The organism is Paraburkholderia sprentiae WSM5005, assembly GCF_001865575.2.
GTDB lineage: Bacteria > Pseudomonadota > Gammaproteobacteria > Burkholderiales > Burkholderiaceae > Paraburkholderia > Paraburkholderia sprentiae.
In genome coordinates, this window is the sequence record NZ_CP017561.2 from 3069758 (window position 1) to 3093112 (window position 23355).

At 66.8% G+C, this 23355-nt stretch carries 21 protein-coding genes; 4 read left to right on the plus strand and 17 right to left on the minus strand.

Annotated features, from left to right (window positions below; translation table 11 throughout):
• Positions 1-121: 121 nt before the first annotated feature.
• Positions 122-2461, minus strand: coding sequence for an NADP-dependent malic enzyme (locus tag BJG93_RS13945; RefSeq protein ID WP_027198857.1), 2340 nt, complete (start codon positions 2459-2461; stop codon positions 122-124).
• Positions 2462-2605: 144 nt separating this feature from the next.
• Between BJG93_RS13945 and thiL the strand changes: the two genes are divergently transcribed.
• From thiL to BJG93_RS13965, 4 genes are all read left to right on the plus strand, one after another.
• Positions 2606-3607, plus strand: a complete 1002-nt coding sequence (gene thiL, locus BJG93_RS13950; RefSeq protein ID WP_027198858.1) for a thiamine-phosphate kinase — start codon at positions 2606-2608, stop codon at positions 3605-3607.
• Entirely contained in the window at positions 3597-4172 is a 576-nt protein-coding gene (locus tag BJG93_RS13955; RefSeq protein WP_027198859.1) for a phosphatidylglycerophosphatase A family protein, read from the plus strand. The genes thiL and BJG93_RS13955 overlap by 11 nt, the downstream gene beginning before the upstream one ends.
• A 75-nt stretch (positions 4173-4247) precedes the next feature.
• Positions 4248-4748, plus strand: a complete 501-nt coding sequence (locus BJG93_RS13960; RefSeq protein ID WP_027198860.1) for a CinA family protein — start codon at positions 4248-4250, stop codon at positions 4746-4748.
• A gap of 29 nt (positions 4749-4777) precedes the next feature.
• Entirely contained in the window at positions 4778-5308 is a 531-nt protein-coding gene (locus BJG93_RS13965; RefSeq protein ID WP_027198861.1) for a cupin domain-containing protein, read from the plus strand.
• A gap of 96 nt (positions 5309-5404) precedes the next feature.
• Here the strand turns inward: BJG93_RS13965 and pyrF are convergent, their stop codons facing one another.
• The 16 genes from pyrF to mpl form a co-directional block, all read right to left on the minus strand.
• Positions 5405-6220 carry an orotidine-5'-phosphate decarboxylase gene (gene pyrF / locus BJG93_RS13970; RefSeq protein ID WP_027198862.1) on the minus strand — a complete coding sequence of 272 codons (816 nt, stop codon included), beginning with the start codon at positions 6218-6220 and terminating at the stop codon, positions 5405-5407.
• Positions 6221-6366: 146 nt separating this feature from the next.
• Positions 6367-7428, minus strand: coding sequence for an aldose 1-epimerase (locus BJG93_RS13975; protein ID WP_027198863.1), 1062 nt, complete (start codon positions 7426-7428; stop codon positions 6367-6369).
• Positions 7429-7647: 219 nt separating this feature from the next.
• Positions 7648-8589, minus strand: a complete 942-nt coding sequence (locus BJG93_RS13980) for an SMP-30/gluconolactonase/LRE family protein (protein ID WP_027198864.1) — start codon at positions 8587-8589, stop codon at positions 7648-7650.
• Positions 8586-9386, minus strand: coding sequence for an SDR family NAD(P)-dependent oxidoreductase (locus BJG93_RS13985; protein ID WP_027198865.1), 801 nt, complete (start codon positions 9384-9386; stop codon positions 8586-8588). Before BJG93_RS13985 ends, BJG93_RS13980 begins: the two co-directional genes overlap by 4 nt.
• 49 nt (positions 9387-9435) lie before the next feature.
• Entirely contained in the window at positions 9436-10452 is a 1017-nt protein-coding gene (araH, locus tag BJG93_RS13990) for an L-arabinose ABC transporter permease AraH (RefSeq protein WP_027198866.1), read from the minus strand.
• Between the two features lie 54 nt (positions 10453-10506).
• Entirely contained in the window at positions 10507-12093 is a 1587-nt protein-coding gene (gene araG, locus BJG93_RS13995) for an L-arabinose ABC transporter ATP-binding protein AraG (protein WP_027198867.1), read from the minus strand.
• Positions 12094-12212: 119 nt separating this feature from the next.
• Entirely contained in the window at positions 12213-13211 is a 999-nt protein-coding gene (locus BJG93_RS14000; RefSeq protein ID WP_027198868.1) for an arabinose ABC transporter substrate-binding protein, read from the minus strand.
• Between the two features lie 120 nt (positions 13212-13331).
• Complete coding sequence (locus BJG93_RS14005) at positions 13332-14114, minus strand: SDR family oxidoreductase (protein WP_027198869.1); 783 nt, start codon at positions 14112-14114, stop codon at positions 13332-13334.
• Positions 14111-14791: a 2-dehydro-3-deoxy-6-phosphogalactonate aldolase gene (locus BJG93_RS14010; protein WP_027198870.1), complete on the minus strand. Its 681-nt coding sequence runs from the start codon at positions 14789-14791 to the stop codon at positions 14111-14113. Before BJG93_RS14010 ends, BJG93_RS14005 begins: the two co-directional genes overlap by 4 nt.
• A gap of 46 nt (positions 14792-14837) precedes the next feature.
• The gene (locus BJG93_RS14015; protein WP_027198871.1) at positions 14838-15953 is read right to left on the minus strand and encodes a 2-dehydro-3-deoxygalactonokinase; all 1116 of its coding nucleotides are present in this window, start codon (positions 15951-15953) and stop codon (positions 14838-14840) included.
• Positions 15950-16957 carry an IclR family transcriptional regulator gene (locus BJG93_RS14020; protein ID WP_027198872.1) on the minus strand — a complete coding sequence of 336 codons (1008 nt, stop codon included), beginning with the start codon at positions 16955-16957 and terminating at the stop codon, positions 15950-15952. Before BJG93_RS14020 ends, BJG93_RS14015 begins: the two co-directional genes overlap by 4 nt.
• 319 nt (positions 16958-17276) lie before the next feature.
• Positions 17277-18011, minus strand: a complete 735-nt coding sequence (gene mtgA, locus BJG93_RS14025) for a monofunctional biosynthetic peptidoglycan transglycosylase (RefSeq protein WP_027198873.1) — start codon at positions 18009-18011, stop codon at positions 17277-17279.
• Between the two features lie 25 nt (positions 18012-18036).
• Positions 18037-18900 (minus strand): shikimate dehydrogenase, encoded by an 864-nt coding sequence (aroE, locus tag BJG93_RS14030; RefSeq protein WP_027198874.1) that lies wholly within the window; start codon positions 18898-18900, stop codon positions 18037-18039.
• Positions 18897-21029, minus strand: coding sequence for a ribonuclease catalytic domain-containing protein (locus BJG93_RS14035; protein ID WP_027198875.1), 2133 nt, complete (start codon positions 21027-21029; stop codon positions 18897-18899). The genes aroE and BJG93_RS14035 overlap by 4 nt, the downstream gene beginning before the upstream one ends.
• Before the next feature lie 215 nt (positions 21030-21244).
• Entirely contained in the window at positions 21245-21859 is a 615-nt protein-coding gene (locus tag BJG93_RS14040) for a YqiA/YcfP family alpha/beta fold hydrolase (protein ID WP_027198876.1), read from the minus strand.
• A complete protein-coding gene (gene mpl / locus BJG93_RS14045) occupies positions 21856-23250 on the minus strand; it encodes a UDP-N-acetylmuramate:L-alanyl-gamma-D-glutamyl-meso-diaminopimelate ligase (RefSeq protein WP_027198877.1) in 1395 nt (464 codons plus the stop codon). Before mpl ends, BJG93_RS14040 begins: the two co-directional genes overlap by 4 nt.
• Positions 23251-23355 lie beyond the last annotated feature (105 nt).

Below are 23355 nucleotides of genomic sequence, written 5' to 3' on the forward strand. Positions count from 1 at the left end.
TTTCGGGGCGGCGATCCCCAGCTTGCCCCGAGGGCGTGCCCATTGCGGGCACGCCTTTTTTTTAGCGCACGCCGGTCCGAGAACCGGCGCCAGGTCTATTGCGGCCCGAAGCGATGCATAGTTAGCGGGTGGCGCTGACGTCCGCAACCAGCAGCGCGGCCATATTGACGATGCGGCGCACCGTGGCCGACGGCGTCAGCACGTGCACCGGCCTGCCCGCGCCGAGCAGGATCGGACCGATCGCGATGTTGTTGCCGGCCGCCGTCTTCAGCAGGTTGTACGAGATGTTGGCCGCGTCGATGTTTGGCAGCACCAGCAGGTTCGCGTCGCCTTCGAGCGTCGAATCAGGCAGCACCTCGCGGCGCAGGTTAGCGTCGAGCGCGACGTCGCCGTGCATTTCGCCGTCAACTTGCAGCTCCGGCGCGCGTTGGCGCAGGATGTCCAGCGTATCGCGCATCTTCTGCGCGGTCGGCGCATTGCTCGAACCGAAGTTCGAATGCGACACCAGCGCCACCTTCGGCTCGATGCCGAACCGGCGCACTTCCTCGGCTGCCATGATCGTTATCTCGGCCAGCTCGTCCGGCGTCGGGTCGACGTTCACGTGCGTATCGACGAGGAAAATCTGCCGATTCGGCAGCACCAGTCCGTTCATTGCAGCGTAGACCTTCGCGCCCGGCTTCTTGCCAATTACCTGGTCGATGAAGTGCAGGTGGCGGTGCGTCGTGCTGACCGTGCCGCAGATCATGCCGTCCGCCTCGCCCTTTTTGACCATCATGGAGCCGATCAGCGTGGTGCGGCGGCGCATCTCGAGCTTGGCCATCTGCGTGGTGATGCCCCTGCGCGACATCATCTTCGCGTATTCCTGCCAGAACTCGCGATAGCGTTCGTCATGGTCGGTGTTGACGACCGTGTAGTCCTGCCCCGCGACGAGCCGCAGGCCATAGCGCGCGATACGCTGCTCGATGACCGCCGGCCGGCCGATCAGGATCGGCTTGGCGAGCTTTTCGTCGACGACGATCTGGATCGCGCGCAGCACGCGTTCTTCTTCGCCTTCCGCGAACACGATGCGCTTCTTTTCCGGCTCGACGCTGCGCGCGAGCTGGAAAATCGGCTTCATCGTCGTGCCGCTGTGGTAGACGAACTGCTGCAGATGCTGCGCGTACGCGTCCATGTCCTCGATCGGACGCTCGGCGACGCCGCAGTCCATCGCTGCCTTCGCCACCGCGGGCGCGACCTTGACGATCAGACGCGGATCGAAAGGTTTGGGAATCAGGTATTCCGGTCCGAACGACAGATCCTGGATGCCGTACGCGGTCGCGACGATGTCGCTCTGCTCCTGGCGCGCCAGCTCGGCGATCGCGTTGACCGCGGCGATTTCCATCTCGCGCGTGACCGTCGTCGCGCCGGCGTCCAGCGCGCCGCGGAACAGGAACGGGAACACGAGTACGTTGTTCACCTGGTTCGGGTAGTCGGTGCGGCCCGTGCACAACACCGCGTCCGGACGCACTTCGAGCGCGAGTTCCGGCAGGATTTCCGGCGTCGGATTCGCGAGCGCGAGAATCAGCGGCTTGGCGGCCATCTGCTTGACCATGTCCTGCTTGAGCACGCCACCGGCCGACAGGCCGAGGAAAATGTCCGCGCCGTTGATGACCTCGGCGAGCGAGCGCGCGTTCGTTTCCCGCGCGAAACGCTCCTTGTCCGGGTCCATCAGTTCCATGCGGCCCTTGTAGACGACGCCCGCGAGGTCGGTCACCGTGATGTTTTCCAGCGGCAGGCCGATGTCGACGAGCAGGTCCAGACACGCGAGCGCCGCCGCGCCCGCGCCGGACGCGACCAGCTTGACTTCCTTGATGTCCTTGCCGACGACCTTCAGGCCGTTGGTGATTGCGGCCGCGACGACGATCGCGGTCCCGTGCTGGTCGTCGTGGAACACCGGAATCTTCATGCGCTTGCGGCATTCGCGTTCGACGATGAAGCAGTCCGGCGCCTTGATGTCTTCGAGGTTGATGCCGCCGAAGGTCGGCTCGAGCGCGGCGATCACCTCGACGAGCTTGTGCGGATCGGTTTCGTTGATCTCGATATCGAACACGTCGATGCCGGCGAACTTCTTGAACAGCACGGCTTTGCCTTCCATGACCGGCTTCGACGCGAGCGGCCCGATGTTGCCGAGACCCAGCACCGCAGTGCCGTTCGTGACGACGCCGACGAGGTTGCTGCGCGCGGTGAAGCGCGCGGCGTTCAGCGGGTTTTCGACGATTTCCTCGCACGCGAACGCGACACCCGGCGAATAAGCCAGCGCGAGGTCGCGCTGGTTGAGCATCTGCTTGGTCGGGGCGATCGCGATCTTGCCGGGAGTCGGGAACTCGTGGTAATCGAGAGCGGCTTCGCGGAGTTTGGTATTGACGGGATTCGACATAAGGCGGGCTTCGAAGTGCAGATTAGAATAGATGTTCGACGGCATTGTAGCCCCAATTGCCTACGCAATTCCTTCAATACGGGTACAACAGCCGCGACTGAAACAGCGTGAAAGCGCGTTGCGCCCCCGCGCTCGATCCCCTTGCTGCGCGCTATTCGTACCAACGTTCTCCGCTCATCGTCCGCCATCATGCTTTCCGAGTTTTCGCTGATCGACCGCTTCTTCGCCCGCCGCGCCGCCGCGCTGCGGCCGCCCAACCCGGCAGGCGATACGCTCGGCATCGGCGATGATTGCGCGTTGCTGGCGCCGCGCGCGGGCGAGATGCTGGCGATATCGACGGACATGCTGGTCGAGGGCCGTCATTTCTTCGCCGACATCGATCCCCATGCGCTCGGCCACAAAGCGCTCGCCGTCAATCTGTCGGACCTCGCCGCGATGGGCGCGCAGCCGCAGGCGTTCACACTCGCCTTTTCCCTGCCGAAAGCCGACGAAGCCTGGCTTTGCGGCTTCAGCGAAGGCCTGTTCACGCTTGCCGAGCGATACGGTTGCGAGCTGATCGGCGGCGATACGACGGGCGGGCCGCTCAACCTGTGCATCACGGTGTTCGGCAGCGTACCGCCGCAAACGGCATTGCGCCGCGATACCGCGCAACCCGGCGACGACATCTGGGTCTCCGGCACGCTAGGCGACGCGCGAGCCGGGCTCGGCCTGCAACGCGGCGAATGGTCCGCCGACGCGAACGACATCGCGACGTTCCGCCAGGCGCTCGAACGCCCCGAGCCGCGCGTCGCGCTCGGCCTCGCGCTGCGCGGCATCGCACATGCAGCGCTCGACCTGTCGGACGGGCTCGCCGGCGATCTGCTGCATATCCTCGAGCGCTCGTCGGTGGGCGCGAGCGTCGACGTCGATGCGGTGCCGCGCTCGGCCGCGCTGCGCCGCCTCCCGCACGACGTTCAGCAGCGCTGCACGCTCGCGGGCGGCGACGACTACGAGCTGTGCTTCACGGCGCCCGTCGCCGCTCGCGCCGCGGTCGAGGCCGCCGCGCACAAGGCGTCCGTGCCGGTCACCCGCATCGGTACAATAAGCGCACTGGCGGCGGCCACCGACCGCCCGGCCATCGCCTGGCGCAATGCCACCGGTGCGCCGCTCACCGTGACGTTGCAAGGTTTCGATCACTTTCATGCAGAATGACCCCTCGCTCGGTCCCGCCGACGACTTCCTCGGCGGCGAGCCACCTCAGACGCCCCGACCGCGCGCGCCGAAGCCTGCTCCGCCGCGCCGCGCGAGCGCGCGTTTCATGCTGTCGCATCCGGTCCACATCCTGTCGCTCGGCTTTGGCAGCGGGCTGTCGCCCGTCGCGCCGGGCACGATCGGCACGCTGTTCGCGTGGGCCTCGTTCGCGCTACTGAGCCGCTATCTGACTGTTATCGAGTGGGGCGTCCTGATCGCCGTCGGCTTTCTCGGTGGCATCGCGCTGTGCGGCTTTACCGCGAAGCGGCTCGGCGTCGAGGATCCTTCGGCGATCGTGTGGGACGAGATCGCCGCGTTCTGGCTCGTGCTGCTGATGGTCACACCTGCCACGCTCACAGGCCAGATGTGGGCGTTCCTGATTTTCCGCTTTTTCGACATGGTGAAGCCTCCACCGATCGGCTACTTCGACCGCCGGCTCAAAGGCGGCTTTGGCATCATGTTCGATGACCTGGTCGCCGCATTTTTTACGCTGCTCGTGATTGCGCTGTGGCGGATGTCGGTGTGAGCCCCGCCTCATCATCGTTCGAGTGCCGTTCGCCGCGCCTCACGGCCGGCTTCGTTTTCCGGATTGACTGACCCCATGGCTACCGATTCCGTCGTTCACCAGCTTGCGATCCGCGTGAGCAATCGTCTGCGCGACGAGCGCCTGATGCTCGTCACCGCCGAGTCTTGCACGGGCGGCATGGTCGCGACCGCGATCACCGACATCTCAGGCAGCAGCGGCTGGTTCGAGCGCGGCTTCGTCACGTATTCGAATCAGGCGAAGAGCGAAATGATCGGTGTGCCGGCCGACCTGATCGACAAGCACGGCGCGGTCAGCGAACCGGTCGCACACGCGATGGCCGAGGGTGCGCTGCGCAACAGCCGCGCCCAGGTGTCGCTGTCGATCACCGGCGTCGCCGGACCCGGCGGCGGCACGGAAGCGAAGCCGGTCGGCATGGTGTCGTTCGGCTGGAGCAACCGTCTGCATACGGCGGTGGAGACGAAGATATTCAAGGGCGATCGCGCGCAGATCCGCGCACAGGCCGCGGCGCACGCGCTGCGCGGCCTGCTCGCGCTGCTCGACGAGCGCGAGCATTGAGCGGCGCCTGACTTTCACTGGAGGCGGCTATGCCGGAATCGCGCGAGATTGCAGATCAACTGATCCGCCGCTTCGATTTGAAGCCGCATCCTGAAGGCGGCTTTTTCGCGGAGACCTACCGCTCGAGCACGCGCGTGCTGCGCGCCGGCGAACCACGCGCGGCTGATGACACACGCTCGGCCTCGACCGCGATCTACTACCTGTTATGCGACGGCGCGCATTCAGCGTGGCATCGGATCCGTTCCGACGAGGTGTGGCATTTCTACGCCGGCGAGCCACTGCTGGTCCACGTGCTGGATGAAAGCGATGTCAGCGGTGCACTCGTCACGCACCGGCTCGGCAATCCGCTCACGCATGCCGATACGGTGTGTCAGGCGGTCGTGCCGGCCGGCTCGTGGTTCGCGGCGGAGTGCGCCGATCCGGCATCGTTCGCGCTGGTCGGCTGCACGGTCGCGCCGGGCTTCGAATTCAGCGAGTTCGAGCTCGCGGATGTGGACGCGTTGAAGGCGCGGCATCCGCGCCACGCGCAGTTGATCGGGCGGCTGCGACCGGCGCATTGACGCGCCGGGCCGCCCGCCGCGGGATCGCCCGCCGCGGGATCGCCCGCCGCGGGATCGCCCGCCGCGGGATCGCCCGCCGCGGGATCGCCCGCCGGTTCAACGAAACGCGTTGATCCGGTCGCGCGTGTCCTTCGCGGCTTGTCCGGCCGCTTGCGCGAAATCCTCGCCCTTACCGGCGTAGATGATTGCGCGCGACGAGTTGATCAGCATGCCCGTGCCGTTCGCTGTCCGGCCGGCGCTGACGGTGGTCTGCACATCGCCGCCTTGCGCGCCGATGCCCGGAATCAGCAGCGGCATGTCGCCGACGATCCCACGCACCATTTCGATTTCCTTTGGAAACGTCGCGCCGACCACCAGCCCGAGCTGGCCGCTTGCATTCCACTTCTGCGCAGCCAGTTGCGCGACGACCTGGTACAACGGCCGGCCCCCGGTCTCGAGGAATTGCAGATCGGAACCGCCGGCGTTGGAGGTGCGGCACAGCACGATCACGCCCTTGCCCGGATGCTCGAGATACGGCTCGATCGAATCGAAACCCATGTACGGATTGACCGTCACCGCGTCGGCCTGGTAGCGCTCGAACGCCTCGCGCGCGTACTGCTCGGCCGTGCTGCCGATATCGCCGCGCTTCGCGTCGAGAATCACCGGCAGCCCCGGATGGTTCGCGTGAATGTGGGCGATCAGCTGCTCGAGCTGGTCCTCCGCGCGATGCGCGGCGAAGTAGGCAATCTGCGGCTTGAACGACGACGCGTACGGCGCGGTCGCATCGACGATCGTGCGGCAGAACTCGAAGATCGCGTCGGCGCGGCCCGCGAGCGCGCCCGGGAATCGGCTGGGCTCGGGATCGAGGCCAACGCACAGCAGCGAATTGGTGCGCTGCCAGGCGTCGTTGAGTGTCTGGATGAAAGGGGACATGGTGGGTCTCGCGGCAAGCCGGTAATCGGAGAAGGCGCGTATTTTACCTGTGCCGCGATCGCCGTCCGTCGATAGCGGCCCCGCGCCGCCGCGCGCCGCATTTGCAGTAGCCGCGCCCAGCGCCGTACTGCTGGCGGCCGCTTCGGCTACTGTCTGCGCCGCGCGCCGCGCCCGCCCGGCATCGAGCGCAGCCCGGTACGCTCGACCGTAAAGCGGAACGTGCGCGTCAACCGTTCGCCGCGCTTAAGCAGGGTCATGCCGTTTTGGCTCGCGCCGCCGGCGAGGTTCATCGCGTTGATCGGATGGTCGACCGGTTCGAAACAGAAGAAGTCTTCGCCGGGCGGCGTGTACAGCACGTAATAGTCGGTGTCGGCGGCGATGTTCAGCGACAGCCGGCGCTTCGGCCACACCACGGCGGCCTGGCCGCTCCAGCCGGTGAACGCGTGATTGACGATCGTCTCCGGCAGCGGATAGGCGACGCCGAACTGCCAGGCGGGCGGCGCCTGCACGTGACGCACCGGCAGCCAGTCGTCGCCCGACAGCCACAGGCCGCCGGCCGCCGCCGACAGCTCGGTGTCCGCATCGCGCACGAAGAACGGATGCAGGCCGAGCCCGAACGGCAGCGTCTCGCGGCCAGCGTTTTCGATTTCGAGCGCGACGACGAGCGTCGGGCCGTCGAGCGTGTAGGTTTGCGTCGCGCGAAACGCGTACGGCTTGCCGTCGTGGCGATCGAGTGCGAGCCGCACCTGCTCGCGGTCCGCTTCGAGCACCTGCCATTGCGCGAGCCAGCCGTCGCCGTGAATCGGCAGCGGCTCGTCGGCGCGGTTGCGCGGCACCTCGACGCGCCGCCCGGCCACGCTGAAATGGCCGCCGCCGATGCGGTTCGAGTACGGCAGCAGCGGATAGCAGGCGAGCTGGTTCGGTTGCGTGTCGACACCGACGTGGCGGCAGCGCCGGAAGATCGGCGTCAGCGCGCCGTCGTCGCGCCAGTCGAAGCGGGTCACGCCACCGCCGAGCGTCGGCGCGACATCGAGACGCAATTGCGAGTTGGCGAGCGTGATGCACGCGACGTCGCCGGCGCTGCCTTCGCCGAGGGCCACCGCCGATGTGCTCGGGCCCGCCAGCACAGGGCTGGCCGCCGCGGCAAGCCGGGAGCGTCGCGTTTGAGAGGTTGTGGATGAGGCTGAAACGAGATTCGCAACAGTCATATCTGGCTCCATCGAGAGGCGTGGGACGTTGCCGTCAGGATTGACGGGTGTGGCGGGCGATTTTTTCTGACGAAGTCGCCTCGAGTCCGAACTGCATGCTGCCGATTCGTTGCCGGCCGGTCGCGGGCGGGTCGCTCGCAGACCGACACTGCCACATCGGCTTCTGCTTCACCTTCAGGATCGCGCCCCGGCGCGCGGCCGGGGCTGCGTCATTCTGCGCTAGATAGGTGCGCCCTGGAACAGCGGCTCGGCCACACCGCGCCGCGCGAGCGTCGCGACGAACACGCCGCCCGCGAGGGTATCGGCCGCGCGGGCCGTCGCATCGAGCTCGGCGTACGCGCTCGTGATGTACAGCGTATCGAGCTCCGTTTCGACCTGTGCGCTGCCGGCGACCCGGCCGAGAGCGGCACCGCCGATCGCGACGCAGCTCGGCTGGGTGGTCGGCACGTCGATGCGCTCGGTTTCCACGCCGTCGGGACCGTAGCGCACCACGCGCGCGCCGCCCCACTGCGCGTTCCACAGTCCCCCGTCGCTGTCGACGGTCGAGCCGTCGGGGATGCCGTTCGCATCGCTCAGGCGAGTGAACAGGCGATCGTTGGCGATGCCGCCGTCCGCGCGATAGTCGCACGCGCGGATTTCACGCGTCGGCGAATCGCAGTAGTACATCGTCGCGCCGTCGGGACTGAAGGCGATGCTGTTCGAAATCGCCGGCGCTGGCAACGGTAGGCGTTCGAGCGACAGATCGTGATTCAACCGGTAAAAGCCCGCGACCGCCTCGCGTTGCCCGCTTTCGTCCTTGGTGCCGAACACGAAGCGCCCTTGCCGATCGCAGCGGCCGTCGTTCACGCGTGTATTCATGCCGGGCTCGACGTCGACGATGCGCTGTGTGCTGCCGGTCTGCAGATCGAAAAACGCGAGATGCGACGCGAGCCCGAGCAGCAGATAGCGCGGGTTCGCGCACAGCGCGAAAGTGGCGAGCCGCTCCGGCATGTCGAACGAATCGCTGCGGCCGTCGGCCGGATCGTAGCGCCACAGCCGCGCGCCTTCGATGTCGGTCCAGTAGAAGCGGCCGCTCCGCGCACACCAGGTCGCGCCTTCGCCGAGCTCGCATTGTGCGTCGAGCAGCAGCGTGGCCCGCTGCACGCGCGGCTTGGCACTCACGCCCAGCCTCCGTCGACGATGATGTCCTGCGCGGTGATCATGCGGCTGTCGTCGGCGGCGAGGAACAGCGCCATGCGCGCGAGGTCCGCCGGCATCAGCTCGGCGTCGATGCACTGGCCTTCCTTGATCTGGCGACGGCCGGTGTCATCGAGCCACAGGCGCAGTTGCTTGTCGGTCATCACCCAGCCCGGCACCAGCGTGTTGACGCGGATATTGAAGTGGCCGAGGTCGCGCGCGAGCCCGCGCGTCAGCCCCTGCACCGCCGACTTCGACATCACGTACACCGGATAGCCGCCGTTCTTCAGCATCCAGCTGATCGAGCCGAGGTTGATGATCGAGCCGCTGCGCGCGGCCTTCATGTCCTCCATCACGGCCTGCGCCGCGAAGAACTGATGGCGGATGTTGACCGCGATGCCCGCGTCGAACGACTCGCGCGTCACCTCGCCGATCTGATGGCGCTTGTCGTTCGCCGCGTTGTTGATCAGCACCTGGATGGGACCGAGCGCCGACTTCACGTCGGCGATCGCGTTTTGCAGCGCGTCGACGTCGGTCAGATCGCAGGTCAGAAAGAGCGGCTTGTGCTTCGAATCGCCGAGCTGGTCGGCGAGGGCTTCGCCCGCGCTCGCGTCGATGTCGAAGAACGCGACGCGCGCGCCCTGCGCCGCGAAGTGCTCGACGAACGATGCGCCAATGCCGGTCGCACCGCCCGTGATCAGCACCGTACGATCGACGAGACTCGGATAGCGCGCGTACGCGGTGTCAGCGAGACTGGCGTTTGCATTGGCCGGAGACGACATCGTTCGATTCCTTTATGTGCTTGGATGTGCTTGGGATGGTGAAAGCGACTCAATCGCGCGAGCCGCGGTTCTTCAACTGGTCGAGCAGCACGGCCGCGAGCAGGATCGCGCCGCGCACCAGGTACTGATAGAACGCGTCGATGTTCAAGAGGTTCATCACGTTCTCGACCGTGCCCATGATCAGCACGCCGATCACGACGCCGGAGATCGTCGCGCGGCCGCCCAGCAGCGACACGCCGCCGAGCACGCACGCGGAGATCACGTTCAGCTCGAAGCCTTCGGCGGCGTTCGGCTGACCCGAGGTGATGCGCGAAGCGAGAATCACGCCGGCGAGCGCAGTGACGGCGCCCTGGATCAGGAAGATGAAGACGCGCGTGCGCTCCACGTTGATACCGGCGAGCCGCGACGCTTCCGGATTACCGCCGATCGCTAGCGTATTGCGGCCGTACACGGTCTGGTTCAGCATCACGCCGAATACGATGAAGCAGATCAGCGTGACCCAGATCGGCAGCGACACGCCGAAGAAGGTCAGGCCGCCGAGCGCAATGAACGTATCCGACGACACGCCGACCGCCTGCCCATGCGACACGATGAAGCCGAGGCCGCGGACGATTTCCATCGTCGCGAGCGTCGTGATCAGCGCATTGATGCGCAGATAAGCGATCACCGCGCCGTTGACGAAGCCGATCACCGCGCCCGCCGCGACCGCCGCGACGATCGCGATCAGCGTGCTGTTGGTCGCGTTGAGCACCATCGCGCACAGCACGCCGGCGAACGCGACGGTCGAGCCGACCGACAGGTCGAAGTCGCGCGACGCGAGACAGAACATCATCGTGCACGCGACCATGCCGATCTGCGAAATCGACAGCGCGAGGCCGAGCATGTTCTCGATCGAGAAGAAATGATCGACGGTCAGCGACATCGTGACGAACATCACGATGAAGATCACGATCAGGCTGTATTCGGTGATCTGCTGCCACCATTTGGCCTTGTCGCTGGCCTGCGGAATCAGCGCGTCGGCCGCGCTCTTGGCGGTCTGCTGCGCGAGGTTTTCTCTGGCTTGCATGTTCAATACTCCTCCCCGTTCCCCACGGGTTGCGGACTCACGTCCAGATAAGGTTCAGGCCGCGCGCGACGCGCTCTGGTTGGCGGCGGCGGCATTCCCATTTGCGTTCGGGTTTGCGTTCGGGTTTGCGCTATCAGGCAGCGCGGTCGAGCTTTGCGGCAGCGCGAGGCTCAGCACCGACTGCTCGGTCGCGTCCTTGCGCGCGAGCTCGCCGGAAATGCGGCCTTGGCGCATCACGACGATCCGGTCCGACACGCCGAGCACTTCGGGCAATTCCGACGAAATCATCACGATCGCGCAGCCGCGCTCCGCGAGCTGATAGATCACGTTATAGATCTCGTGCTTCGCGCCGACGTCGATGCCGCGCGTCGGTTCGTCGAGAATCACGACTTTCAGGTCGGGCTCGGCGAGCCAGCGCGACAGAATCGCCTTCTGCTGGTTGCCGCCGGACAGGAAGCGGATCTTCTGCCGGCGATGCGGCGTCTTGATCTTCAGCAGCTTGATGAAACGGTCCGCCGTCTGCGCCTCCTTCTTGCGATCGAGAAACACGCCCGCGCGCAGATAGTGCCGGCGGCAACTGATGTTGATGTTCTCCGCGACGCTCGCCATCGCGACGATGCCCTCTTCCTTGCGATCCTCGGGGCAGAGCACGATGCCGTGTCTGATCGCCTCGCCCGCGCTGCGCACCTTGATCGGCTTGCCGTCGAGCGTGAGTTCGCCGCTCTTTTTATGCTCGGCGCCGTACACCAGATGCATCAGTTCGCTGCGGCCCGCGCCAACCAGTCCGAAGAAGCCGACGATCTCGCCGCGCCGCACCTCGAAGCTCGCCGGCTGGGCGAGCGGATGACCTTCGATCGCCTTCGCCGAGAAGCGCACCTCGCCGAGCGGCCGCGCCGAATAGCTGTAGATGTCCGAAATTTCGCGCCCGACCATCTCGCTGACGATCGTGTCGCGCGACACGCCTTCGAGCGTAGGATGCGACGCGACCTTGCGGCCGTCGCGGAAGATCGTGCACGCGTCACAGAGCTCGTAGATCTCGTCCATGCGATGCGAGATGTAGATCATCGCGCGGTTGTCGGCGCGCAAATCGCGCACCAGCTTGAACAGCACCTCGGTCTCGCGATGCGACAGCGAGCTGGTCGGCTCGTCGAGCGCGATCACACGCGCGTTGCGCATCAGCGCCTTGCAGATTTCGACCATCTGCCGCTGCGCGATCGATAGCTTACGCAGCTTCGCGTTCGGATCGAGCGCGACGCCCATCGCTTCGAGCCGCTCGCGCACGAAGCGCTTAGCCTCGCGCTTGTTGACCCAGCCCAGCGCATTGGGCAACTGGCCGAGCAGCAGATTCTCCGCGACCGTGAGGTCGGGCACGTACTGCAGTTCCTGGTGAATCACCGCGATGCCGGCATTGATCGACGCCGCCGCGCTCGGAAAGCGCACCTCTTTGCCGTCGATCATCATGTGGCCCGAATCGGGCTGATACTCGCCGCCGAGGATTTTCAGCAGCGTCGATTTCCCGGCGCCGTTTTCGCCCATCAGGCCATGCACCTGCCCGACGTTGACGTCGAAGGACACACCGTCGAGCGCACGCACGCCTGGAAAAACCTTGCCGATATTGTCAAAACGTAGCGTCGCTGACACTTCGCCTCCTTCTTCATGTTGACCGCACGCGTATCGCGCGCGGTCCGTCTGTCTACCGCAGATCTTCTCTCGCCGCCGGCGTGCCGGCGGCGTACTTCATGCGACCGCAAACACCGCGCTTACTTCGACGCGAGGCCCATCTTCTCGCGCACTTCGCCGACGTTGTCGCGCGTCGCCAGCATGCCGGTCGTCAGCGTCAGCAGCGGCGGTTCCTTGCCCTGCGTGATCCACGCGTACATCAGTTCCGAGGTTTCCTCGCCGTGGCGTTTCGGGCTGATGATCACGGTGCCGTAGAAGCCCGTCGGCTGCGGCTTCTTGAACTCGTTCATCGCGGACTCCGAACCGCCGATGCCGATGCCGATCATGTTGTCGGCCTTGAAGCCACGGCCTTCCGCCGCGCGCACCGCGCCGAGCACGCCTTCGTCGTTCAGCGCGTAAGCGACCCAGTGCTTGAACTGCGGGTTCTTCGTCAGCGCGATGTTGGCGGCGTTGAACGCGTTTTCCGTGTCGGTCTTCGCCTGCGGCGCGGTGATGATGTTCGCTTTCGGGAAGCCCGCGGCGACCAGCGCGTCGGTTGCGCCGGTGGTGCGGTCATGCGCGGTCGGCAACTGCTCGTAAGTCACGTCGATCGCACCGACGTCCTTCATGTCCCAGCCGCGTTTCTTGATTTCAGCCGCGATGCCGTCGCCGACCTGCTTGCCGATGTTATACGCCGAGATGCCCATGTGCGGCACCGCTTCGATCGGCTTGCCCGCGCCGTCGACGAGACGGTCGTCGACCGTCATCATCTTCAGCCCGTCGGCCTTCGCCTTTGCGACGATGCCCGGCCCGAGCTTGACGTCGGGCGTGCAGATCACGAAGCCCTGCGCTTTCTGCGCGGCGAGGTTATCGATTGCGCTCATCACCTTCTCGCCCGACGGCGCGCCGATCTTCACGAGCGTGAAGCCCTTCTGCTTGGCGGCCATCTCGGCGAACTTCCATTCGTCCTGGAACCAAGGTTCTTCCGGCTGCTTGACGAGGAAGCCGATCTTGACCGAATCGGCGGCCTGGACGACCGGTGCGTTGAAGAGCACACCCGCCGCTGCCGCTGCCAGCGTGAGGAAAATTCTGCGTTTCATGATGCGTGTCTCCTGACTAATTGATAACGAGAAGGTAATCGGCCGCGTCTTCTTGTACCGGTCTGACACACGCGGCCAGCGCGTCGTCCGGTGTTCTGTGCGTCTCTTTGCGATGCGAATTCAGTCGTGATACAGCGCCGAGCGTCCTCCGTCGACGGTGATGCAGCTCGCGTTGATGAACGGCGCCTCGTCCGATGCGAGGAACACCGCGGTCATCGCGACCTCCTCCGGGCGGCCGATGCGCTTCATCGGTTGAAGATCGAGCGTCGCCTGCTTCGCGGCGGCCGGATCGGGCTGTTCGTTCCACCAGTCGTGCGTCAGCTGGGTCTCGATGTAGCCGGGCGCGATCGCGTTAACACGCACGTTGCGCGGCGCGTACTCGATGCCGAGCGCGCGCGTGAGGCCAATCACGCCGTGCTTGGCGACCGGGTACGGAAAGCAGCCCGGAATGATCTTGAACGCGTGCGTCGACGCGATGTTCAGGATGCTGCCCGCGCCGCGCTCGACCATGCCCGGCAGCACCGCGCGACAGCCGTTCCACACGCCGTCGAGATCGACCGCGAAGCAGCGCCGCCAGTCGGCATCGGTCATCGTCAGCGGATCGCAGAACACGTTGATGCCCGCGTTGTTGACGAGGATGTCCAGCGCGCCGAACGCGCGTTCACCTTCGCTCACCGCATGCTGCACCGACGCGGATTGCGTCACGTCGGTGTGCACCGCGAGCACCCGCGCGCCGGCGCCAATTTCTGCCTCGATCTGCGCGGCCCTGCGTCGAGCCATGTCGAGGTCGAGTTCCGCCAGCACAACGGCCGCGCCCTCGCGCGCGAACGCGAGCGCGATCGCCGCGCCGATGCCGCGCCCAGCGCCGGTGACGAGAGCGGCTTTGCCGGCGAGCCGGTTCATTTCTTCGCGCCCGCGCGGGCGATCCGCAAACCGTTGATGAACGCCTTCGCATGCGACGCGGTCACCGCCGCGCTCTGGCCCGGCTTGTACAGCGCCGAGCCAAGGCCGAAACCGTTCGCGCCGGCGCTGAGGAACGGCCCCATGTTGTCCGGCGTGATGCCGCCGACCGGCACGAGCGGCACCTGCGCGGCGATCACCGCGCGCCATGCCTTGACGACCTGGCAGCCTAGCTGCTCGGCAGGGAACATCTTCAGCACGTCCGCGCCGTTCTTCAGCGCGATGAACGCTTCGGTCGGCGTCGCGACGCCGGGCGCGCAGGCAAGGCCCCGCGCCTTCGCGGCGATGACGACTTCGGGATCGCTGTGCGGCATCACGATGAGCTCGCCGCCCGCCGACTTCACGTCGTCGACGAACAGCGGATGCAGCACCGTGCCCGCGCCGACGATCGCGTCGGCCGGCAACACCTTGCGGATCGCCGAGATGCTGTCGAACGGCTGCGGCGAATTGAGCGGCACTTCGACGATGCGAAAACCCGCTTCGTACAGGGCCCGACCGTGATCGGCCGCGTCGGCCGGTGTGACGCCGCGCATGATCGCAATCAGCGGACAGGCTTCGAACGCGGCGATCAGACCCGCGTGCGGCATGTACGGTGCGGGCAGATTGATGTGTGGTTGCATGTCGGTTCCTTGTTTCCTGAACGTCGTGAGAGGCCGCCGACGCCGCTCAGCGTGCGTGCGCCGGCTGGGCGGACGGCCGCACGAGCCCCGCTTCGACGGCGACGCGCCACAGGCCGCGCTCGGTCGCGTGTTTGACCGGCTCCGCGCGCAGACAGCCGAATTGCGCGAGCGCGAGGCGGTAGCGCTCGCACAGCACGTCGTTGCCGATCAGCCGCAGACTCTGCTGCGCGAGCGAGCTGCCTTGCTGCGCGAGTACCGCTTCGAGGCCAGCGAGTTCGTGCCCGATCAACAGGCCCGACAGATAGTCGGGCTGCGCCTCGCTCGACAGCTCGCCGGTCAAGCCGAGCGTGCGCGTGCTGAACACGGTCGCGAGCACGCCTGCCTGGCCCTTCTGGCGCGCGATGTTCACGCCCCGCAAAAATGCCTCGGTATCCGGACGATCGGGCGTGACCATGGTGCGGCCGAGAATGGTGTGCTCGCGCAGCGCGGCGAACACCTCGCCGGTCATGAACGTGTGAAAACGCTCGATGCGCCCTGCCAGCACGACCGCCCATTTCGCATGCGTGCCGGGCAAGCCGATCAGCGAGCGGGCATTGCCGTCCACGGAGTGGGTGTTTTGGCTGCCACTCGCGTCCGCGCCGAGCGCGCCGAAAATCTGCGTTTCCTCGCCGCGCATCACGTTCGGCAACTCGCCCCGCTGCAACACGCCCGGCACGATGTTCAGCGTCGCGCCGCTCGCGGTCTGCACGCGCACGATACCGGCCACCAGCGCATCGGCGTTCGCGGGCGTATCGACATACGGCGCTTCGAGCCAGCCCTGCGCGCTGCCGACCATCCCCGCCGCAATCACCGGCACGCCGCGCGCGTGTTCGAGCCATGCGCCGCAGGCGTCGTCGAACGCGGCGTCGAAACCGCCGTCGGCCGCGCTACGCGGCAGATTCATGATGCCGGCCGTCGATGCGCGCGTCGCCAACACGCGACCGTGCGCGTCGAACAGATAGGCGCGCAGCGACGTGGTGCCCCAGTCGAGCGCGATCAGCGCGGCATGCGTGAAATCGACGGCGGCGATATCCGTGTCGTCGGCCGCCTCCGGCTTCACGCCCGTGTCGGGCGCGGTGGGCGCCTGGTGGTTCGCCAGCGTGGCGGTGCCCGCTTGTTTCATCGCTTGATCCTGCGCGTGGCCGGTTGCGGTGCGCGCCAACCGAGTTCTTCCGAAATCGCGCGCGCCTCGCGCTGCACGACCGGAATCAGTTCGTCCATCCGTTCGAGCGACATATAGGGAATCGTGCTCGCCACCGACAGCGCCGCGACGATCGCGCCCGACGCGTCGCGCACCGGCGCCGCGACGCAGCGGATCGCCGCTTCGTTTTCCTCGAGGTCGAACGTGTAGCCGCCGGCCGCGTAGCTGGTCATGCGCTGCAGGAAGGTCGGCGCGTCGGGGCGGTTGTCCGGCGTGAAGCTCACACCCGCGAGTGCGCGGCGCGACGCGTCGAACAGCGACTGCCACGCGTCCGGCGCGAGGTCGAGCATCATCGCCTTGCCGATGCCGGTCGACGCGAGCGGCATCCGATGGCCGACGCGCGAGCGCATTTCGAGGCCGCGCGTGCCGGGGATCTTGTCGATGTACAGCACGTCGTCGCCGTCGCGCACGCCGAGGTGAATGGTGTCGAGCGTCTGCTCGGCAAGCGACTCCAGATGGGGACGCGCGACCGCCGTGAGCGGCATCTGTTCGAGCGCGATCGTGCCGAGCTCGATCAGCTTCGGCCCGAGCAGATAGCCGCCCTGCACCTGGCGCAGATAGCGCGCCTGCACGAGGCTGCTGACGAGCCGGTGCGTGGTGCTGCGCGTCGTGCCGAGCGCGGCGCCGAAGCTGCGCAGATCCCGCACGCCGGCTGCGGCCGCCTCGAGAATCGCGAGGCCGCGCAACAGCGTCTGCGTGCCGGCCTGCTGGGGCGTGACGTCTCGCAGCGTGACCGGCAGCCCGAGTCCGTCGGCGCTCGCCACCGGGCGCGACGCCCTCGCGGTAGCGGACGCACTCGCGGCGACATTGGCGGTGACGGCTGAAGCGTCGCGCGGCGCGGAGTTCAGCACGGAATTCGAGGCGCTGTTCGACCCCGGCGCGGCCTCGGCCGCGCTGGCGGCGTGAGTGGGCATCGCTTTGTTCATGGCGATTCGCTTTCGGATGGTTTCTGCGCTTAGCGCGCGGGGTCGGATAACAGCGCGCGAAAGCGTGCGGCGCCGCGTTCGCGCGGCTGCTCTGATTGGCTGCCAGACATGGTTGGTCTCGTCTCCGGTTTTTTCTGTCGCGGTCGCGGTGTCGGCGCGCTGGCGCGCCGACTCGCGATGCATGTTGGTCTGGATTGTAGGGCGACTTTCCAGAATCACCAATATGTGAATGTTGAGTCCAGATATTGAGATTTTAGCGACGCAAAAAAGCCCGCGGAAGGCGGGCTTCGGAACGGGCCAACGGTATCGAGGACTCAGTTCAATCCGGCAATTCGGCCGCTCCCATACGCCGCGCGATCACCCGCGCGCGTTGCGCGAGATACGCCGAATTCCGGTGTTCATCGAAATATCTGGGGCGCGGCAGCATCACCGCGAGCCGCGCCGACTGCGCGGCCGTGAGCTTGCTCGCCGACGTCTTGAAGTAGTACTGCGCGGCCGCCTCGGCACCGTACACGCCGTTGCCCCATTCGACCGAGTTCAGATAAATCTCGAAGATGCGCTGCTTGTCCATCAGCGTTTCGAGCATCCACGTAATGATCAGCTCCTGGCCCTTGCGGATATAGCTTTTCTCACGCGACAGAAACAGGTTGCGCGCAAGCTGCTGCGAGATCGTCGAGCCGCCGCGCACGATCCGGCCCTGCGCCTTGTTGCGCTCCCATGCCTGCAGGATCGCGTCGGTTTCATAGCCCTTGTTGTTGACGAAGTTCGCGTCCTCGGACGCGATGATCGCGCGCTTCAGATTGCGCGAAATCTGGTCGTACGGCACCCACGTGCGCTGCACCGACAGGTCCGGCCGGTCCTGCGACAGACGCCACGCGTCCGAGCGCATGAACGCGGTCGAGCGCGGATTGACGAGGTTCCAGACTGCGATCTGCGCGAAGTAGTACGCCTGCGTCGCGAACCAGGCGATGGCCACGACCGCGATCAGCCAGGCGAGCCAGCGCAGCGGGCCGGCCTGGCCGCGCGAACCGCTGGCGCGCCGCGTCGCTGTCATGGTGCGTGCTGTCCGCGCGCTGCCGTTACGCGAGCGACGGCGCGCTCAGCAGCGCGCGCAATTCGGCGAGCACCGGCGCGCCGTCGGGACGCACGCCGCGCCACACATGGAACGATTCGGCGGCTTGCTCGACCAGCATGCCGAGGCCGTCGGCGCCGCGCGCGCCGAGCTTCGCCGCGTGCTGCATGAAGACGGTCGGATGCGCGCCGTACATCATGTCGTAAGCGAGCGTGCCGCTGCCGAATGCGCGGTCGTCGCACTCGGGCAACGAGGCGTCGAGACTGCCTGCAGTCGCGTTGACGATCACGTCGTACTGGCCCGCTTCGATCGCGTGGGCGTTGCCGCCCGTCAGACGGCAGTGCGCGTCGCGCGCGGCCTGCGCGAACTGGTCGACCAGCGCCTCGGCCTTCTGCGCCGTGCGATTGACGATCGTCAGCGTATGCGGCGCCCGCTCGAGCATTGGCAACACGACACCACGCGCGGCGCCGCCCGCGCCGAGCAGCAGGATGCGCGCGGCTTTCAGCGGCACGCCGAGATTCACCTCGATATCGCGCACGAGGCCGAAGCCATCCGTGTTGTCGCCGTAGACGCCGTCAGCGTCGACACGCAGCGTGTTCACCGCGCCGGCCGCCGCGGCGCGCGGCGACAGCGTGTTCGCGAACGCGTGCGCGTCGAGCTTGAACGGCACTGTCACGTTCAGGCCGCGCCCGCCCGCTTCGATGAACGCACGCACGTGCGGCACGAACGCGTCGACGGGCGCGAGCAGATGACCATAGTCGACCGGCTCGCCGGTTTGCGCGGCGAAACGGCCGTGAATGAACGGCGATTTGCTATGCCCGACTGGGTTGCCGACGACTGCGTAGCGGTCGCGCGTCCGGTTGCCGCTCATCGTCCCGGCTCCGTGATGTGTTGGTCGTTGTCGGCGGGGTTCGCGGCGTCGTTGCCGTCGCCGCTCGGCGCGGATTCTTCAGCGCTGGGGGTGTCGTTGGGATGGGAGCCGTCGGCTTCGGCTTGGGCTTCCGCTTCGCTTTCGGCGCTGTCATCCGATGCGTCGAGCAGCGCTTCGTCGCCCTCGTCCTCGCCTTCTTCGGCTTCGGCGCCGCTCGTCACGGTCGGCGCATCGAGTACGTGCAACAGACGCACCGAGGCTTCGATCGTCAGCTCATCGATCGACATCACTTCCATCTGCAAACGCGTGCCGCGCGCGTGCACGCCGAGGCCGGGCACGTGCAGCAGCAATGGAATTTCCTCGAGACGCACCAGATCGCCCTTCACCACCGACGCGACCACCTGCTTGCGGTTTTCCTGCGTGAGCCAGCGCAGACACCAGAAGTACTCCATGCGACGCTGGTAGTCGGCGTATGCGGTGTAGGTGTCGTCGAAGCCTTGCACGACCGCGAACAGATCGGCGTCCTTCGGCTTGAACGGCGCGGCGAGCTTGGCGGTCACGCCATGCTGCACGCACGCGATCAGTTGCCACTGATTCACGAGGTCGACGTAGCGACGCAGCGGCGACGTGCTCCACGCGTACTGCGGAACGCCGAGCCCTTCGTGCGGCGCGGCGTTGGTCTGCATGCGCGTGCGCTTCGGGCCGCTCGGCGCGCCGAACGCGCGCTGCGTGCGATAGATGCCCGGCACGCCGTGGTCGTGCAGGAACGCGCCCCACGACGAGTTCGCGAGAATCGCCAGTTCCGCGACGATCGTGTCGAGCGGCGAGCCGCGCCGGCGCGGCGTGATCGTGATGTGCTCGCCGTCGACGTAGAAATTGAAGTCGGAATTGCGCTGCACTTCGCGGCGCAGGCCGTAGCCGGCGCGCGCGGTCTGGCGCTTTTCGAACAGCGCCTGCGCGAACGGCCACAGCACGGCGATATCGTCCTTGTGCGGATACTCGCCGGTGCCTTCGGCAAGCGCTTCTTCGGTGACGATTCCGTCGAGCGTGTTGTGGCGCAGGTTGTTCTTCACGAACACGCGCTCGGCGCGCGTTTCGCTCGCGACGATCTCCTGCGTGTCGCGATTGACGATCACGTACAGCGACAGCGCCGGTCGATACCCGCCTTCGGCGAGCGTGAAGGTTTCGACGACGCTGTCGGGCAACATCGTGATCTTGTCGCCGGGCATATAGACCGTCGACAAACGCGCGCGCGCGATTGCATCGACCTCGTCGCCGCGCTCGATGCCGAGCGCCGGCGCGGCGATGTGCACGCCGATACGCACGCGGCCGTCGGCCAGGTGCTCGACCGAGAACGCGTCGTCGATTTCGGTCGTGGTGACGTCGTCGATCGAGAATGCTTCGATGGCGGCCTGCGGCAAATCGTCGGGCACGTTCGCGGCCGCGACGGGCGGGAAGCCGGTGCCGTGCGGGAAGAACTCCGAGAGGAATTTCGCCTCGTGCAGCGCGCGCGGCGACGCGATCGCGCCGCATTCGAGCATCAGCCGCGCCTGCGAGATGCCGCGCGCGGCCGCGGCGCCCTCGAGCGCCTTGTATTCGATGGTGTTCTTGTCGGGCTTCGTCAGCAGCGCGAGGGCCTTGCCGCCGGCGAACGCTTCCGGCAGACGGCCTGCCTTCAGCTCTTCCTCGTACTGCGCCTGCACGAGCGCCTGCTGACGCTTGCGCTCGAGGCCCGCGAGCGCCATCTTCAGCTGCTCTTGCGGCGCGCGCTGGTACATGCCGCGGCCCTTGCGGCGGAAGTACACCGGCGAGCCGTGCATGCGCAGCACCAGCGCCGCACGCTCGGTCGCGCCGAAGCTCGCGCCGAAGTACTCGGCGCCCAGCGTCGCGAATGGGAATTCATCGTCCGGCGCGCACTCCCACAGGAAGTCGAGATCGATCTCTTGCGCCAATGCGTCGGCCTGCTGCATCAGTTCGGCCGCGGTGGGCTTGTCGAACTCGATCAGCACATCCTTCGCGCGCACCTTCGCGCGCCGGCCGCCCGGCAACTCGACCTGAAACGCGTCGCCCTGACGCGACAGCACGCTGCCGGCCTTGAAACTACCCGATTCCTCGAAGAAAACGTTCACTCAATACTCTCGTTCTGACTTGCATCTGCCGGCGCGCCCGACGCTCTCTAGCGATCGATCACTGCCTGCGCGGCACGGCAAGCTGTTCGTGATAATGGATCCGCGGCGCGCACTGCGCGTGCCAGCGGGTTGAATCTTGCGACCAGCGGTGACCGTCGATGTGTCTTGCTGTCTGACGTCGTTGCAGGGATCGGCGCGGCCGCGTTCGCGCACCGTCAAGCCGCCGCGCGCGGCGCCGGCGGCTCGACGTGGGCGGCGTCGCAAAAGGCCAGCACGTCGTCGAGATACTGCGCGAACTCGCTGATCGCATGGTCGCTGCCTTCGATCAGCGTCGTGCGCGCGCCCGGATAGTGCGCGAGCATTTCGCGGTAGTCGAGCACTTCGTCGCCGGTGGCTGCCATCAAATAATAGCGTTCGGGCCGCGTGATCGACGCGACACCAAGCGCGCGCAATTCGTCCAGATGACGGGGCTCGACGACGATGCTGCCGCCGCCGTGCCATAACGGCTGCTCGCCGAGATAGGCGCTCAGGTCGCGCTGCGGCACCACCGCCGGGTTCAGCAGCACGGCCGGCCAACCGTGCTTCTCGGCCAGATGCGTGGCGAAGTAGCCGCCGAGCGAACTGCCGATCAGCGTCACCTGCCCCGCGGCGCCTTTCGCGCGTGCCCTCGTCACCAGCGATTCGGCGAGCGCCACGGTTTCGAACGGCGACACCGGAAGCATCGGGCAGCACCACTCGTCGGCGCGGCCCAGTTCGGCGAGACGTGCCGCCAGCAGGCGCGCCTTGAACGAATTCGGCGACGAGCGGAAACCGTGCAGATAGAGAATCACGCCGCGCCTCGCGTCGAAAGAGCGTCGAGCAGCTTCTGATGCACGCCGCCGAAGCCGCCGTTGCTCATCACCAGAATCTGATCGCCGGGGCGCGCCGCGTGGACCACCGCCTTCACGAGCGCGTCGAGGTTGTCGAACGCCTGCGCCTTGCCGTCGAGCGGCGCGAGCGCTTCGCGGAGATTCCAGCCGAGCGCGTCGCGCCCGCTCGGCGCGCCGTAGCCGAACACGAGGTCGGCGTCGGCGAGGCTCGCCGGCAGCTGCGCTTTCATGACGCCGAGCTTCATCGTGTTCGAGCGCGGTTCGAGCACGGCGAGAATCCGCGTGTTGTCGCGGCCGACGCGCGCGCGCAGCCCGGCCACCGTCGTCCCGATCGCGGTGGGGTGATGCGCGAAGTCGTCGTAGACGGTCACGCCGTCGACGCTGCCGCGCACTTCCATGCGGCGCTTCACGTTGCGAAAGCCTGACAGCGACTTCGCGGCTTGCGCGGGCGGCACCCCGACGTGGCGCGCGGCGGCGATCGCGGCGAGCGCGTTCATGCGGTTATGCTCGCCCTGCACCTGCCAGTCGACCACGCCGACTCGCTCGCCGTTGTGGTACACGGCGAAGCGTTCGTCGACGGGCACGCCCTGTTCCGCCGGTTGAACCTCCCAGCCGCCCTGCACGCCGAAGCGCTCGACCTCGCTCCAGCAACCGCGCGTCAGCACGCGCTCGAGCGCGTCCTCGCGGCCGTTCGTGACGACGCGGCCGAGCCGCGGCACGGTGCGGATCAGGTGATGAAACTGCGTTTCGATCGCGGCGAGATCGGGGAAGATGTCGGCGTGATCGAATTCGAGATTGTTCAGCACCGCCGTTTTCGGGCGGTAATGGACGAACTTCGAGCGCTTGTCGAAAAACGCGGTGTCGTATTCGTCGGCTTCGATCACGAAAAAGCTCGAATCGGTGAGCCGCGCCGACACGCCGAAATTGAGCGGCACGCCGCCGATCAGGAAGCCCGGGTTCAGGCCCGCGTCCTCGAGCAGCCAGGTCAGCATCGAGCTCGTGGTGGTCTTGCCGTGCGTGCCGGCCACGGCGAGCACCCATTTGCCGTTCAGCACGTGCTCGCCGAGCCACTGCGGACCGGACACGTACGGCAGGCCGCGGTCGAGAATCGCTTCCATCAGCGGGTTGCCGCGCGTGACCACGTTGCCGATCACGAACAGATCCGCGCGCAGGCCGTTCAGTTGGTCGGCGTCGTAACCCTCGATCAGACGGATGCCTTGCGCCTCGAGCTGTGTGCTCATCGGCGGATAGACGCCGGCGTCGCAGCCGGTCACGGTGTGGCCCGCATTGCGCGCGAGCACCGCGAGACCGCCCATGAAGGTGCCGCAGATGCCGAGGATGTGGATATGCATAAGCCTGTCGTGCCGCGGGGGTCTTTTTGCGGGAAATGGAGTGGCGCAGGACGGCCGGAATGACCGTCTGCAAAGGACGCCTATTGTAACCGACGCGGCGCGCGC

Bases quoted from the DNA above. Each gene is read 5' to 3' on its own strand.
- BJG93_RS13965 (WP_027198861.1), top strand. From the start codon at position 4,778: ATGCCGGAATCGCGCGAGATTGCAGATCAACTGATCCGCCGCTTCGAT.
- BJG93_RS14010 (WP_027198870.1), bottom strand. From the start codon at position 14,791: ATGCAACCACACATCAATCTGCCCGCACCGTACATGCCGCACGCGGGT.
- araH (WP_027198866.1), bottom strand. From the start codon at position 10,452: ATGCAAGCCAGAGAAAACCTCGCGCAGCAGACCGCCAAGAGCGCGGCC.
- pyrF (WP_027198862.1), bottom strand. From the start codon at position 6,220: ATGTCCCCTTTCATCCAGACACTCAACGACGCCTGGCAGCGCACCAAT.
- BJG93_RS14015 (WP_027198871.1), bottom strand. From the start codon at position 15,953: ATGAAACAAGCGGGCACCGCCACGCTGGCGAACCACCAGGCGCCCACC.
- mpl (WP_027198877.1), bottom strand. From the start codon at position 23,250: ATGCATATCCACATCCTCGGCATCTGCGGCACCTTCATGGGCGGTCTC.
- BJG93_RS13955 (WP_027198859.1), top strand. From the start codon at position 3,597: ATGCAGAATGACCCCTCGCTCGGTCCCGCCGACGACTTCCTCGGCGGC.
- mtgA (WP_027198873.1), bottom strand. From the start codon at position 18,011: ATGACAGCGACGCGGCGCGCCAGCGGTTCGCGCGGCCAGGCCGGCCCG.
- thiL (WP_027198858.1), top strand. From the start codon at position 2,606: ATGCTTTCCGAGTTTTCGCTGATCGACCGCTTCTTCGCCCGCCGCGCC.
- BJG93_RS14020 (WP_027198872.1), bottom strand. From the start codon at position 16,957: ATGAACAAAGCGATGCCCACTCACGCCGCCAGCGCGGCCGAGGCCGCG.
- BJG93_RS13945 (WP_027198857.1), bottom strand. From the start codon at position 2,461: ATGCCGTCGAACATCTATTCTAATCTGCACTTCGAAGCCCGCCTTATG.
- BJG93_RS13975 (WP_027198863.1), bottom strand. From the start codon at position 7,428: ATGACTGTTGCGAATCTCGTTTCAGCCTCATCCACAACCTCTCAAACG.
- BJG93_RS13960 (WP_027198860.1), top strand. From the start codon at position 4,248: ATGGCTACCGATTCCGTCGTTCACCAGCTTGCGATCCGCGTGAGCAAT.
- BJG93_RS13985 (WP_027198865.1), bottom strand. From the start codon at position 9,386: ATGTCGTCTCCGGCCAATGCAAACGCCAGTCTCGCTGACACCGCGTAC.
- BJG93_RS14005 (WP_027198869.1), bottom strand. From the start codon at position 14,114: ATGAACCGGCTCGCCGGCAAAGCCGCTCTCGTCACCGGCGCTGGGCGC.
- aroE (WP_027198874.1), bottom strand. From the start codon at position 18,900: ATGAGCGGCAACCGGACGCGCGACCGCTACGCAGTCGTCGGCAACCCA.
- BJG93_RS14000 (WP_027198868.1), bottom strand. From the start codon at position 13,211: ATGAAACGCAGAATTTTCCTCACGCTGGCAGCGGCAGCGGCGGGTGTG.